We start from the raw sequence: 14,311 nt of genomic DNA, 5'->3' as shown, positions 1-14,311 counted from the left end.
CTAAGTACGTGGCCGGGCCGCCTTGCCCGGCTTTCCGTGTGTTGCATCACAACTGCGAATCAGTAGATACTCAGATGCAACAAAGTTCAATCGAGTCATTCATGATCAATCTCAACCGATCACGAACGAACAACCTAATCCAGAAGTTACGCCGGAGGAGGCACCATGCCAGGCAGCCCGACCAGCCAGCTTTCGACGCCGGATGCTCCTGTAAGGTTTTCCGCTCCAGGTGTGCGGTTCCGCGGCCCGCTGGCGGAAGCCTGGGAATCGACGGCGGGAGCACCGGACCTGATTGCCCACCTCCATGGCTTCCGCGACAGGATGAGTGTTCGCCCGATTGAGGACCAGGCGCGGTGGAGTGAGCTGCCCGTCACCCGCATGGAGTGCTTGGTTCAGGAAGCCGAGAAGGAAAAGCGGACGCCTTGGCCGCAGCCCTTGGTCTCGCACTACGCGAGGTACTTTCGTGACGGCAACCGCACCGCGTACGAAGACCTGGTACGGGCCCGGCAGGAGCGGCTGACGCGTGCCGTCGTGATGGCATCGCTCACTGCAGCGCGGGCATCCTGCGCTGCTTCCCATGCCTCTGACTCCGATCCAGAGGCCGAGGCATGGCTCGATGAAGTGATCGATGGCGCGTTCCTCTTGTGCGAGCAGAGCTCCTGGTGCTGGGCGGCCCACGACGACGTCCACGGCCGCCTCGGCCACGTGGTGCCGGACCGTGACCGCCCCTATCTGGATCTGGGCGCCGGTGAAGTTGCAGCACAGCTGGCCTGGCTGGACCATGTCCTCGGCACATCTCTGGACCGGCGCGCCCCCGGGCTGCGCCGGCGTATCCGGCAGGAAGTCCAGGAAAGGATCATCAGCCCGTTCCTCGAGCAGGCTGACTGGCACTGGCTGGGACTCGACGGGCATGTCCATAACTGGAACCCCTGGATCCACTCCAACATCCTGGCAGTGGCCCTTTTCCTCGTGGACGACAGTGAGCTGCAGGCCAAAACCGTGGCCAGATGCATCGAGGGCCTTGACCGTTTCCTTGCCGTCATCCCCGCAGACGGCGCCATAGACGAAGGGTTTTCCTACTGGTGGAACGGAGCAGGCCGGGCGCTCGAGGCCCTGGCGCTGCTGGAGGAGGCCACGGCCGGTGCCCTCGCGGCGGACCTTCCCGTGGTGCGCGCCCTGGTTGCCTTCCCGCACCGGATGCACATCGGGCAGAAGTGGTTCCTTAATGTTGCGGACGGCCGAGCGCTGGCCGAAAGCAACCTTCCCTGGAACATGGTCCGCAAGTGGGCACTGAGGCTCGGGGACGAGGAGGCGGCCAGCCATGCCGAGGCCATGACAGCGACGGCGCCGGACGGGGCTTTCGGGCTGGGAAGGACACTCCACGCCCTTCTTGAACGCGATGTTGCAGCCCCGGTCAAGGCACCCACCGCTCCCCCGCTAACGGCCTTCACCTACCTGCCGTCGGTCCAGATCATGGTTGCGCGCCAGACTCCCGGGACCACCAAAGGACTCCTTGTCACGGCGAAGGGCGGGCACAACGGCGAGAACCACAACCACAAGGACGTCGGCTCCGTCACTGTTGCCGTGGACGGGGTTCCGTTGCTGGTGGACGCCGGCCAACCTACCTATACAGCCCAGACTTTCGGCCCTGATCGCTACCAAATCCGTGCCATGCAAAGCGGCTGGCACAGCGTTCCGGTTCCCTTTGGCCTGGAACAGGCTGCCGGCGCAGAATTCGGTGCCGACGTAAAGCAGGCACCAACCGTGGAGGATCCGCGGCTCGTTCTGGAACTGGCCCGCGCCTATGGCCTGGCTGGAGGTTCCCGGTGGACACGGACGGTTTCCCTGGATCGCCGCGGCTCCCGTGTTCGGATCGAGGACAACTGGGACCTACCGCCAGCCGATGCCTCTGCGTCCTCCGCCTCCCTCGCGTTGGCAACAGAAGGAACGAATGACGTCGCCATCCACTTTCTCCTGGCAGGAACCGTCAGCCTCGGCCCGCAAGGCACGGCGACTGTCCTTCCCCGCGGCATTCCCGCCGCCGAGGACACCGGCGGCGGTGCCAGGGAAATCCTGCGCGGTGGAATCCTGCGCTGGAACCAGCCGGCCGCCGTCGTACTGGTGGACGATTGGCTGCTGGACGATCCGCTGCTGGCCTCCGTGTGGGGTACCCGGCTGACCCGCCTGCGCTTCCGGATGCCAGCGGATCAGCGGTCAGCAGGTTCATTTACCCTGACAATGGAGGCCACACCATGACGCCACGCCAAGGCCCGGAGCAGGGTGCTGAACCGGCCGGGAAGTCGCTATTTTCGCTCCAGCGCCGGGAAAAACTCATGGACGAACTCCGGGCCCACGGCTCCATCACGGTGCGGGCCATCGCGGCCGAGCTGGGCGTCAGTGAGCTGACCATACGCCGCGACGTGAACCTTCTTGCCGTTGAAGGACTGGTTTCGCGGGTCCATGGCGGCGCCACGCTCCCGAGTCCCCTGGACCGTACGGCGTCCATGACGCGGCAGCAGACTAACCGGTACTCCATCGGCATGGTGGTGCCGTCCCTGGACTACTACTGGCCCCAGGTGATCAGCGGTGCCCGCGCTGAAGCCGACGAGCGGCAGGCCAAGATCCTGGTTCGGGGCTCCACCTACGATGCCGCCGACAACCGCCAGCAGGTCCAGGCGCTGCTCAACACGCAGAACATCAACGGGCTCATCGTGGCGCCGGACACCACCGGGGAGGCCGGACGGGAATTGCTCCGCTGGCTCAATTCGCTTCCCATCCCCGTGGTGCTGGCGGAGCGTCGTTCGCCTACCGAGATACCTGCGCACCGCCTGGAGTGGGTGGCCACGGATCACGCGTTCGGCGCAGGCATGGCAACCCGGCATTTGTGGCAGGAGGGGCACAGGAAAATCGGCTGCATGACCGACTCGAACAGTCCCACGAGCGCGCAGGTCGTGCGGGGCTGGCTCCAGGCTCTCGGCTCCCTGCGGATTCCGGCTGCCCAGTCCGTGAACGAGGATTCGGCTCACGTCCCTACCAGCGACCGCGCCGAGCATTTCGACCGCATCCTGCAGCTGTGCCGGGAAACCCACACCACCGCCATGCTGGTCCACTCCGACACCCAGGCCGTGGCTTTCGTCCAGCATTGCGTGGACCGCGGCGTGGATGTTCCCGGAAGCATGGCAGTGGTGGGTTACGACGACGAAGTGGCCTACCTTGCCGAACCCGCCATTTCAGCGGTGCGTCCACCCAAGCAGTATGTGGGACGACTCGCGGTTCAGCTCATCACGGCCCGCATTTCCGAAGGGCCCAAGCGTCCCGTCCACCGTGTTCAACTAAACCCCGATCTCATTGTGCGCGATTCCTCCCTCGGTGGACCGCGCTCTTCCAACCACGCCCTGGAGGACTCCCTGTGACTGAACCAACCGCCCTGCTGCTCAGCGGAACCGGACGATACTCCGACCCCTGGCACCCGTTCCCGCAGACCTCCGCCGCTATCGCTTCGCTGCTGCGCGAGGCGGGCCTTCAGGTGGAGGTGGCGGACGACGTCGACACCGCCTTGGAGGGTCTGGGCACCTCGGCGGCGCTTCCGGACCTTCTGGTGGTCAACGTGGGTCAGCCACGCGACGGCGGAACTTCCCCCGGCACGCCGGCCGCGACCCGTGGGCTTGAGGAGTGGGCCGCCGCCGGCCGCCCACTCCTTGCCTTCCACGTGAGCTCTACGAGCTTTGTGGACTCCCCGGTGTGGGAGGAGACGCTTGGTGGAAGCTGGCTCCGGGGCACCACAATGCATCCCGACTATGGTCCCTCCCAGGTGCTGATGGATGCGCAGTCAGGGCCGCTTGCCGCCGGCATCCCCGATTTCGAGGTGCTGGATGAGCGCTACAGCTGGCTGCGCACCTTGCCGGGCATCACAGTGCACGCCAGGCATGAGCACGAGGGAATACTGCATCCCCTCGTGTGGTCATATGAGCGCGGCGGCCGCACGTTCTATGACGCCCTCGGCCACGATTCCGCCTCGTTTGACTCCCCAGAACACCAAAAACTCCTCAGGCGCGGAGTCAGCTGGCTGCTGGAAGGGACTCGTCCGGCAGCGCCTCAGTCCTGATGCTTCCCTTGGGTTCGGCAAACACCCGGAAGCCCAATTCTGCGTCATAGCCGTGGACCTCGCGGGTGTCGAGGGCGGCCATGAACTCCAGGGCATCCGAGGTGATCACCTGGCCGGGAACCAGAATGGGGAAGCCCGGAGGGTAGGGCGTGACGAACCCTGCGGAAATGACTTCCTCGCCGCCCGCCACCCGCCGCGAAAGCTCCGCTGGCTCGAGGTACTCGGTGGCACCCGTTTTGTACGTCTCAAAGTAGGCCGCCCTCAGGTTCCCATCGGGGTTGGTGTTGTCCGCCCTGAACCTGTCCGCGAACCGGCTGAAGTCGGGAAGGGCAATCGGAGCACTGACCGTTGTACCTTCCGGATGGCTCCCGGTGTGGCTTCCCGGATCGCTTCTGAGTGCCCGAACGCGGGCATCACGCGCCTTCAGCCCGCGCGGCCCCAGCGTCCTTTGTTCCGCATCAAAGGACTCAGCGAGCTTTACGAGGACTTCCACGAGGTAGGCCACGGCGCTTCGTGAGGTTCCGATGTTGGTCATAAAGAGGACGCTGTTGCGCGATGTTTTGTTGACCTGAATGCCGTATTTGTCCATCAGGTACTCGTGCTTGAAGGTGTCGCCGTCGATTCCGGTGAGGCCGATGTCCAGGGTCAGCCGGCTGGGGTCAACCACGAACTCGTCGCGCCTCCAGGCCTCATCCAGTACGGACAGCCCCTTGCTGAGGGGCATCGAGGTGCGCGTTTCCCGGTACTCCTCCGGGATGAGCTCGCTGGCGCCGAGCACCCGGAAGTACTTCTTCAGCAGCGGGTTCCTGGCCACGGCCTGCGCGATGCTGACAGCCAGGTCCGCCTGCTTCTGCACGAGAGCGAAGCCTTCCAGCTCCACCTGCCGCCGGCCGATGTCCAACGACGCCAGGATCTGGTAGTTCGGGGAGGTGGAGGTGTGCGTCATGTACGCCTCCCGGAACGCCTCGCCGTTGAGGTATTCGAAGTCCTGGTCGAACACGTGGACCATGGATCCCTGGCGCAGGGACGTGAGGGTCTTGTGGGTGGACTGGGTTGCGTAGATGCGGAGCCGGGCCTTTGACGGATCCGGGATGAGCCGCGTGTTCAGCCATACCTCGTCATCCACGGGGGCGCCGGTTTCCCGATCCCAAAGAAGTTCTGCCTGTTCGGCGTAACGGAGAACGTAGTCCGGGTTCCGGAACTCGGACTCCAGTTTCCGGGCTGCTGCCATCGCAGTCCGGCGCCGGTACACCGGGTGGAAAGCAGCGAACGCGAACCAGGCCTCGTCCCAGAGGAAGACGAGGTCCGGCTTGATGGCCAGGCACTCCTCCATGACACGCTCGACGTCGTACACGATCCCGTCGAAGGTGCAGTTGGTCAGGGTGATCATTTTGACGTCGTCCAGCCGCCCCGCCCGCCGGTAATCCAGGAGCATCTTCTTGATGCTGGCCAGCGGAACAGCACCGTAAAACGAGTAGCGGTCCAGCGGGTACGCGTCCAGGTAGGCGACCTGCGCACCGGACAGCATCAGCGCATAGTGGTGGGACTTGTGGCAGTTGCGGTCAACCAGGACGATGTCCCCGGGAGCGACGATTGCCTGATGGACGATTTTGTTGGCCGTGGACGTGCCGTTGGTGACGAAGAACGTCTGCTCAGCACCAAAGGCCCGCGCGGCCAGCTCCTGCGCTTTCTTGATGGAACCATGGGGGTCCAGCAGCGAATCGAGGCCGCCGGAGGTGGCTGACGTCTCGGCCAGCAGCAGGTTCAGCCCGTAGAAGTCAGCCATGTCCCGGATCCAGGGTGAGTTTCCCACCGAGCCTCCACGGGAGATGGGGAGTGCGTGGAATACGCTCGCGGGGCGGCGGCTGTATTCCTGGAGGGCAGTGAAAAAGGGCGTCTCATAACGCTCCGCGACACCGGCCAGCAGCGATAGATGCAGGTCCAGGCGGTCTTCCCGGCGGAAGATCCTCTTGAACGGCCGGGTCAGGGAGCCCGCAAGCCCTTCAATAGCCACGCCGGCAACGAGGTACACATCCAGTTCAGGCCGAAGCTCAGCCATTCGCTCCGCCAGCCGGAGGATCCGGTCGATGGGCCGCAGCGCTTCCAGACCGTCGTCGATGTGGCGTGCGAGGAAACTCTTCAGGTCAGTACCGAGCCTCCGCCCGCCCCTGATGGTGAAGCCAGGGCGCAGGATGCAGGCCTGGATGTCAGGGTTCAGCAACACGGCTACAAGGGCATCCTCGAAGGAGGGCACCACGTTTACCTCGTAGCTGAACGCGTCTGCCGGCCGCCGTTGCCCAAGCATTTCGCTCTTGAGCGTCTCCGCTTCTTCGGCAGTAATGTCATCAACCACCAGGACCTCGAACTTGGGCCGCTCCGGAGCGTCCTGGCGGCCTTCAAGGGGTTCGCCTTCCCAGCCGTCGGCCGGATCAGCGGCTTGCCTGGCCTGTTCAGAAGTGGGACGGGTCCGGCCAATCCGGGTTCTGACGCCCTCGATCAGGTCGAATGCCTCGCCATATTCACCGGCGGCAATGATGCTGCGAAGCCTTGCCAGCATCGGCAAGCCGGGGAAGGCCCAGTACAGTTCGATGGCCTCGAGCAGGACAAGCGCCCGGCGGGTCTGGTCCTCCAGCCCGCTTTGGCTGCCCGATCCCTTCGCCGCAGACTTTCCATTCGGGCCGGTTTTTCCTGCGGCCTGCGCTCCTGCTGCGGCGGAAGCCAGTTGCTTCATGGCGTACCCCAGGAAGTCCCATGCGTCGGCGCGAACACGCCATGCCCGGCTCGGTGTGCCTATTTCCGTTCCAGCCCCGGTGGTGGGAGAGACGCCGTCGTCAATCATTTCTTCTAGTTCTCATGCTTTCTGGTCAATGTCTAAGAGGGTGCGTCGATGCACGCATGCCGGCAGAAGGCAGCGCGTATCGGATCAGGAAGTGCAGCAAAACCTGCTGCTGGTGTGGGTGAAGCTTGCCACCGTCCCGGCGACGTTGCCGGGGTGGTGGTGTATCCAACTCTAGGTCCGGGGGGATAGTTTTATGTTGGTTGCTGGGCCAAGAACGCAAGGATGAATTTGTACGCCCAGCTAAATTTCTGTCGTCATCGGGCGAGTAGCGTACTTGGCTGTGGCTGTCGCCGCAAAGAGCCGTGCCTGTGTGGCATGTTGCCCAAACAATCAGAAAGGGTCGGGGTGCCGGGGTGAGGACTGAGGAACTCAACGGAGAGCTGCCGCGGGTAGCACTCAGCGATGTCCTCGAAGACATTGGCATCGACAACGCACAGCTGCTTCTTGCCCCCGCCGCAGACAACGAGACAGTCCAGGATGCGGTCATCACCGATTCCGAAGACCATGACTCCGTGCAGCGCGGGGCGTTGGTGCTGCTGGTGGGAGCCAGGGGACGCGCGGCCTTGCCCACGGTCCGGGCGCTGATAGGCAACAGGCCCGTGGCCATTGCAATCAAGGGAACGGAAGCCGAGCTCGCCGCAGTCCGGGAAGTCCTGCGTCCCACCGGAATCGGACTGGTCGCCGTCGCCCTTTCAGCCCGCTGGAACCGTCTCGAAAGCGTCGCGACAGACCGCATCCGTGAATCGCTGCCTTCCGGCGACACCTCCACCCTGATGCAGCGGGACCTTTTCGGCATTGCCCAGACGACGGCGACGCTGACGCACGGCCACGTGGTCATCGAGGACCCCGCAAACCGCGTGCTCGCCTACTCCCCCGCGTCAAACGACGTCGACGAACTCCGCCGCTTGTCCATCCTGGCCCGCCGCGGTCCCGAGCGGTACCAGAAGCTCCTGAAAGAATCGGGGGTCTATAAACACCTCCAGGCCGGCGAGGCGCCAATTCACATCCCGGCCAATCCGGACGAGGGGCTCAGGGAACGCGTGGCCATCGGCATTCACGCCGGACGGCGCGTACTCGGATACATCTGGCTCCAGGAAGGGGCGGAACGGCTTGCCCCGAACACGGACCGGATCCTGGTGGGATCGGCCCGGCATGCCGCCATCGAGCTGGTGCGCCACCGCAATGAACAATCCCAATCCATGCGCCAGGACAGGGTCTCCAGCCTGCTGAGCGGGACAGCGCAGATCCATTCGCAGGCGCAGTCGGCAGGGCTTGATCCCTCCAGGCCGGCGGCCCTGGTGCTGTTATCGTCCGGAAGCCTGCAGCAGACTCCCCCCGGGCTGCAGTTGCAGCGGGGCGAATTGGCCAACCTGATCTCTATCCATGCTGCCGCCTACCGTCCGGGAGCTGTGGTTGGCGCGCTTGGGCTGGAAACCGCCGTCATTCTTCCCGACCTGGATCCAGTGAAGTCCCCGGCTGCGATAACCCGCTTGGCCAATGTGATTGTGCGGGACGCCCGGGCACACCTGGATCTGCAGGTCCAGGCCGCCGTCGGACCTATCGTGGAGCAACTGGACCTGCTGCACACGTCTGTTGAACACGTCCGCAACGTCCTGAAAGTGCTCAAGGAGACGCCTTCCATGCGCGTGGCTTCGTTCAGCGAGGTGGAAACGACTGTCCTGGTCAACGAGCTTCTGGATCTCATCGGCTCCCGTGACCGGCTCCGCCATAAGGGCATCACCGTGCTGTGCGAACGCCATCCCGAGTTCGCCTCCACGCTGCTGGCCTACCTTGAGTTTTTTGGCGACGTCAACCTCTGCGCGGAGCAGCTGAGGGTCCACCGCAATACCGTCCACTACAGGTTGCGGCGTTCCTGCGAAGTTGCCGGAATCGACCTTCAGGATTCCGGTCAGCGTCTCCTGGCCCACCTGCAGATCCGGCTTTGGGAATCAGGACACCGGTCTGCATCCGCCAACACACCATCCCCCAGCATCACCTCCCCCAACACCACATCGTAGAAGTAGAGAACCATCGGTTATGGACGTGCAGAATCTCCTCGACGACATCGTCGGGACCATCAAGCCCCACCTTGGACAGGGTGAGGTAGCCGGCTATATCCCTGAGCTGGGTGCCGTGGGCGCGGACCATTTCGGAATTTCCGTTGCCACCAGGGAGGGGGAAGTCTTTGCTTCCGGGGATTCGGAGATGGCCTTTTCCATCCAGAGCATCTCAAAGGTGTTCGCCCTTGCGCTGGTGCTTGCGGACGACGGGGACAGGATCTGGAAGCGGGTTTTCCGGGAGCCGTCCGGCAATCCCTTCAACTCGCTGGTCCAGCTTGAGCACGAGGACGGGATTCCGCGCAACCCGTTTATCAACGCCGGCGCCCTCGTCGTTACAGACCGGCTCCTGAGCATTTCCGAGAACCCAGCCACGGCCGTCCGCGACCTCTTGCGGCAGGAAAGCGGCAACGATTCGCTGGAGGTTGACGCCGTCGTCGCCGATTCAGAAGCCCGGCACAGCAACCGGAACAAGTCGCTGGCACACTTCCTGGCGAGCTGCGGCAACCTCGACAACCCAGTGGACGAGGTCCTCGAGGCCTACATCAGCCAGTGCTCCGTGGCCATGAGCTGCACGGACCTCGCCCTGGCCAGCAGGTTCCTTGCCTCCAACGGCATGCGGGGTGACGGAACCGCTCTGCTGTCGCCGCCTCAGACTAAACGGATCAACGCCGTCATGCTCACCTGCGGAACCTATGATGCTGCCGGCGAGTTCGCCTACCGTGTGGGGCTACCCGGAAAAAGCGGGGTAGGCGGTGGCATTATTGCCGTAGTGCCCAACAACTGCACCGTCTGTGTGTGGAGCCCTGGGCTGGGACGCTCCGGCAACTCAGTAGCCGGTATGGCCGCCCTGGACGAGTTCACCACCAGGACAGGTCTGTCCATCTTCTGATCCGCTTAGAAAGTCTGCCCCGAGTATTCGTTGGCCAGGCCCCCGATAATTGCAAAGAAGAAGATGAGGAAGACAACCGTCAAGGCGATGCCCACGTAGCCCATCACCAGTCCGGCTATAGCCATCCCCTTGCCCGCCGGCTCCTTTTTGAGCGCCATGTGGCCGAGGACCACAGCTGCAATCTGGGGCAGGATTATGAAGCCAAAGCCAATATAAATCGAGATGCCGCAGCACAGGCTGGCGATACTCAGGCCCTTGGGTTCCGGCGCTCCGTAGTAGCCGGGCTGGCCATAGGGCTGCCCATAGGGGCTGGGTGCCTGACCATACTGCTGTCCATAAGGCTGCGAGTAGGGGCTGGGGGTATGTCCGTACTGATCCGCTGGCTGGCCATACGTCGTTTGGCCATAGGGCGATTGGTCATGCTTTTGACCATAGGCGTGGGAGCCTGAAGAGTCCGGCTGTTCGAACTTGGGCTGTTCGGACTGCTGCCCGGCCGGAGGCGCCGGCGGCGGTAGAACGTCGGAGCTATCGGAGGGAATGTACGACGGCGGCCGGTAGCCATTCGGTGTATCGTCGCCGCCGGTTTTGGGTTGCTCAGTCATGGTGGATCCCCCTCATAAAGTATTTAGGACAAGCCTACCGCCGTGCTGGCCCGAAGGCCGCGGAACCCGCCATCACTTCCGTGGTAGCCCCCTGCTAGATTGGCTCACCCTGCCAGCACGGCACAGACGTCTGCCAAGACCTTGCCGTCGAGGGAATACGCGGTGATCGCGTTGGTGTCGGCGTCGAATGTGAAGGTCTGGTGCCCGGCGACGCTGTAGGTCTCAGTCTCTGTCACCGGGCCTGCCGGCCCGATCTCGCCAGGGTAGAACCCGACCAAAAATCGGCCATTGATGGTGACGTGGAAGTCGTTGGTCGCTTCGTCGTACGTCTCAACCAAAGCGTATCGGGACCGCTGCGTGAATGTTTGGCCAGATTCTGCATTTGTCCATACGCCGGTGCCGACGTTGTGTTCCCAGAATCGGTCACCGGGAAGGATTTTCTCCGAGCCCTTTACCGTGATATCCCCCAGTACAGCGAATCCCGGGCAGAACTCGCCCTCCGGAACCTCGACCTCAAATTCCTCGGCATTGGCGCTCGAAACCGGCCCGAGAAGCACGACGGACAAGATAGCTGCCGCGGCTATGGCGCGGCGTGCCAGCACGGACATGGAAGCCTCCAAGATCGGACTGTGATGTGGACGTTACGCCTCAGCATGGACGACGGCAAGGGTACGCACGAAGGCTCACCACTGGAGCTAATCGCTCCGCCTTGGTAGCTTCAACGCATGGCCATCAAACTTGAGAATGTGGGTATCGCTGTTCGCGACATCGAAGCAGCTATCGCCTTTTTTACCGATCTCGGTCTTACAGTCATGGGCCGGGATAGAGTCAGCGGTGAGTGGGCCGATACTGCTGTTGGACTTGATGGAAACCACGCCAAAATCGCTATGCTCCAGACCCCGGACGGTAACGGCCGGCTTGAGCTCTTCGAATACATCCATCCCGCGGCGATCGAGTCGGACCCAACGCGTCCCAACGACATTGGCATGCACCGGGTGGCCTTCTCGGTAGACGACATCGATGAGGCCCTCGAAGTAGCCGCCAAGCACGGATGCCATCCCCTGCGGGGCGTGGCGACCTATGCCGATGTCTACAAACTCACGTACCTCCGCGGGCCAAGCGGAATCCTTGTGATGCTCGCCCAGGAACTGAAGAAAGACTGACCCACGGATCGGCCCACAACGGGCAGCAACCTCCGCCGTCGTTAAGAGAGCCTCCGCCGACCTTGCAAGAAAAGGTCAAGGAGCCGATAGAAGGTGACGCGGGCCGTATCCGCCTGTTCTACGCAAGGGGCAGTCCTCAGTCCGCAGGGAGCGCAGGGTGTGCAGGGTGCGAACCGGCTTTTACCAATTCGTTTGTCAGGCGGGTGATGGCATCCTCAGCCGTAGGCGGCGGCCCGAACAGCTGCGCCTGTCGGCGGGGATTCGCGACATATCGGCCGGTATCGAACCAGCCGAACATGGCCGTCATGTCCTGGACTATGGGCTTGAATGGTCCGGCGACGGCGCCTATGGCACGGGTGACGGCAGAAGGAATTGCGCGCACCTTGATCGGCTTCCCAGCGCTGACTCCCATGAGTTTCGCCACCTCGAGTACGCTGACCGGCCGGTCCCATCCGATGTCGATGCGTTCTCCGTCTTCAGCATCGGCGTCGACGGCTGCCGCCAGGTAGGCAGCGAGATCGGAGGTGTGGACGAAGGTCAGCGGGATGGACGCCTTGCCCAGCCACATCATCCGGCCCTTATCGACTGGGTTGCCGCCCATGCTGGCGACCTGGTCAATGAACGCCCCTGGACGCAGCGCTACGAACGGGACTCCGAGCTGTTCGAGCTTGTCCTCGGCGACCTTTTTGTGCCAGAAATGGGGAACATTAGGTGTCTGATCGCTGGTGAGGATGCTGGTCAGGACGAACCGCCGGATACGGGTCCGGCGTGCAGCTTCGGCGAGGTTGGAGTTGCCGATGGTGTCGATGTCCTGCGCGTTCTTGCCGCCGCGGGTGTAGCCGGCCGCGGTTGTGATCACGGCATCCGCCCCGTCCATGGCTGCAACCAGCGAGTCGACGTCGAGCATGTCGCCGCGGGCGATCTCAACACCCCTGGCCTGGAGCCGGCTGGCGTCGCTAGTCGAACGGACCAGTGCGCGGACACTCTTGCCGCGCTTGAGCAGTTCATCGACGACCTTGCCCCCGAGGGAGCCGGTCGCCCCGACGACGAGGACAGGGAGGGTCGAAGGGGTGGTAGTCATGGGGTCTCACTTTCCATCCGGTCCGTTTGGATCCGGGAGTTGATTGCGTTCACGATGGCGTCAGCGGCGGCCATCACGGACTCCGCCTGCTGTGGTGACAGATTCCGCATCGTGGTCTCTTCCAATGTCTGCCACATGGAAGCGATCGGCTCACGCATGGCTCGGCCCTTCTCAGTGAGATGGACCACCATCACGCGCCGGTCATGGTCAGCCGGTTGACGGATAAGAAGGCCGGCGTCCTGCATCCGGCGCAGGGTCTTTGAGACCGTGGAGTGGTCGAGTCCGACGCTGGCGAGAAGCTCGGACTGTGTTTGGCCGTCCCGGTCAAAGAGGTGCATGAGCACCAATTCTTGTCCCGGATGGAGATCCAGCTCCCGGAGCAGGCCGGCCGCAAATCCCCGGTGGGCGCGGGCAAGTTGAAAGATCGCGTAGCTCACCGGACCCTGGTCGAATGTAGTGGGGATGTGCAGGTGTGGAGTAGGCATCATTCAGTCCGTTCAGCCGGTGTGCGTCGGGTAGTCGGTGTAGCCTACAGCGCCGGAAAGCCTGGGCCTGGTCAGGATACGGTGAGCACGAGCTTGCCCCTGACGTGCCCGGCATCGCTGACGTCTTGGGCCCTGGCGGCCTCAGCGAGAGGGTAGGCGGTGACGGTGGTGACGACCTTTCCGATCGCAGCCTCCTGCGCCAGCGCAGATAGACGCTCAGCCGAACGCTCCTGACCGCCGGTGGCAAAAGTGATCCCCAGCTGATGAGCGCGGAAATCAGCGAGGGTGACGATCCGGTCGGTACCACCGCGCAGGGTGATGGAGTCCTCGAGCGCTCCCTTCCCTGCAACATCGAGCACCGCGTCAACCCCGTCAGGGGCAAGAGCCTGCACCCGCTCTACCAGCCCATCCCCGTACAAGGTGGCCGCGGCGCCGAGAGAGGCCACATAGTCCTGGTTGCCAAGGCCGGCCGTGCCAATGACGCGCGCACCACGGGCAGCAGCGAGTTGGACCACAATGGTCCCGACCGCTCCTGCGGCACCGTGGATCAGCAGAGTCTCCCCGGATGCGACGGCGAGCAAGTTCAAGACCCGCTCGGCTGTCTCGCCTGCCACTGGGAGCGCCACCGCGCGTTCCCAGTCGAGTTCAGCGGGCTTGGGGGCGACTGTAGTTGCCAGGGCGTACTCGGCGTAGGCGCCGGTATCTGACCACCCGAAGACCTCGTCTCCAACGCTTGCCTCCGTCACGCCGGCACCCACCGCCTCCACCGTGCCAGACACCTCGTAACCGGGAATTACCGGCAGCGGCGTCGGAAACACGGCCTCCAGTACACCCGAGCGGATCTTCCCGTCCAGCGCGTTCACTCCGGCCGCCCTTACCCTGACAAGCACTTGGCCTGAACCTGGCTGTGGGACCTGAATGTCCGCCTCATGCAGAACTTCGGTTCCGCCGAACTGCTCAAACTGGATGGCTTTCATGGTCTCTTCTCCCTGTTAGAAAACAAATATGTGGCTAGCCACATACTGTACAGGAGAATCATGTGGCTAGCCACAAATATCGGAGGGACCACTCGGTAAGACTCAGTTAG

12 protein-coding genes are annotated in these 14,311 nt (G+C 63.5%); 6 read left to right on the top strand and 6 right to left on the bottom strand.

The window, feature by feature from the left end; genetic code table 11:
* The first annotated feature begins 165 nt into the window (after positions 1–165).
* Genes M1D88_RS00525 through M1D88_RS00515 form a run of 3 tightly spaced genes read left to right on the top strand, consistent with a single transcriptional unit; the run spans position 166 to position 4,105 of the window.
* Positions 166–2,256 carry a heparinase II/III domain-containing protein gene (locus M1D88_RS00525; protein WP_458112684.1) on the top strand — a complete coding sequence of 697 codons (2,091 nt, stop codon included), beginning with the start codon at positions 166–168 and terminating at the stop codon, positions 2,254–2,256.
* Positions 2,253–3,413, top strand: a complete 1,161-nt coding sequence (locus M1D88_RS00520) for a LacI family DNA-binding transcriptional regulator (protein WP_458112683.1) — start codon at positions 2,253–2,255, stop codon at positions 3,411–3,413. The genes M1D88_RS00525 and M1D88_RS00520 overlap by 4 nt, the downstream gene beginning before the upstream one ends.
* Entirely contained in the window at positions 3,410–4,105 is a 696-nt protein-coding gene (locus M1D88_RS00515; RefSeq protein ID WP_458112682.1) for a ThuA domain-containing protein, read from the top strand. Before M1D88_RS00520 ends, M1D88_RS00515 begins: the two co-directional genes overlap by 4 nt.
* Here M1D88_RS00515 and M1D88_RS00510 read toward each other — a convergent pair.
* Positions 4,059–6,944, bottom strand: a complete 2,886-nt coding sequence (locus M1D88_RS00510; protein ID WP_458112681.1) for an aminotransferase class I/II-fold pyridoxal phosphate-dependent enzyme — start codon at positions 6,942–6,944, stop codon at positions 4,059–4,061. The genes M1D88_RS00515 and M1D88_RS00510 overlap by 47 nt on opposite strands.
* 353 nt (positions 6,945–7,297) lie before the next feature.
* On the opposite strand from M1D88_RS00510, the gene M1D88_RS00505 reads away from it, so the two are divergent.
* Positions 7,298–8,962 (top strand): PucR family transcriptional regulator, encoded by a 1,665-nt coding sequence (locus tag M1D88_RS00505; protein ID WP_458112680.1) that lies wholly within the window; start codon positions 7,298–7,300, stop codon positions 8,960–8,962.
* A 19-nt stretch (positions 8,963–8,981) separates the two neighbouring features.
* A complete protein-coding gene (locus M1D88_RS00500) occupies positions 8,982–9,893 on the top strand; it encodes a glutaminase (RefSeq protein ID WP_458112679.1) in 912 nt (303 codons plus the stop codon).
* 5 nt (positions 9,894–9,898) lie between these two features.
* Here M1D88_RS00500 and M1D88_RS00495 read toward each other — a convergent pair whose 3' ends face one another.
* Positions 9,899–10,495 carry a DUF4190 domain-containing protein gene (locus M1D88_RS00495; protein ID WP_458112678.1) on the bottom strand — a complete coding sequence of 199 codons (597 nt, stop codon included), beginning with the start codon at positions 10,493–10,495 and terminating at the stop codon, positions 9,899–9,901.
* A gap of 104 nt (positions 10,496–10,599) precedes the next feature.
* Positions 10,600–11,103, bottom strand: coding sequence for a hypothetical protein (locus M1D88_RS00490; RefSeq protein ID WP_458112677.1), 504 nt, complete (start codon positions 11,101–11,103; stop codon positions 10,600–10,602).
* A 117-nt stretch (positions 11,104–11,220) separates the two neighbouring features.
* On the opposite strand from M1D88_RS00490, the gene M1D88_RS00485 reads away from it, so the two are divergent.
* Positions 11,221–11,658, top strand: a complete 438-nt coding sequence (locus M1D88_RS00485; RefSeq protein ID WP_458112676.1) for a VOC family protein — start codon at positions 11,221–11,223, stop codon at positions 11,656–11,658.
* Positions 11,659–11,794: 136 nt separating this feature from the next.
* Here M1D88_RS00485 and M1D88_RS00480 read toward each other — a convergent pair whose 3' ends face one another.
* From M1D88_RS00480 to M1D88_RS00470, 3 genes are all read right to left on the bottom strand, one after another.
* Positions 11,795–12,739, bottom strand: a complete 945-nt coding sequence (locus tag M1D88_RS00480; protein ID WP_458112675.1) for an SDR family oxidoreductase — start codon at positions 12,737–12,739, stop codon at positions 11,795–11,797.
* Positions 12,736–13,227, bottom strand: coding sequence for a MarR family winged helix-turn-helix transcriptional regulator (locus M1D88_RS00475; RefSeq protein WP_458112674.1), 492 nt, complete (start codon positions 13,225–13,227; stop codon positions 12,736–12,738). Before M1D88_RS00475 ends, M1D88_RS00480 begins: the two co-directional genes overlap by 4 nt.
* A gap of 68 nt (positions 13,228–13,295) precedes the next feature.
* A complete protein-coding gene (locus tag M1D88_RS00470) occupies positions 13,296–14,201 on the bottom strand; it encodes an NADP-dependent oxidoreductase (RefSeq protein ID WP_458112673.1) in 906 nt (301 codons plus the stop codon).
* Between the last annotated feature and the right edge of the window lie 110 nt (positions 14,202–14,311).

The organism is Arthrobacter sp. R1-13, assembly GCF_054161475.1.
The sequence above is the reverse complement of the archived record's forward strand: the minus strand, read 5'-3'. Positions and strand labels throughout refer to the sequence as shown.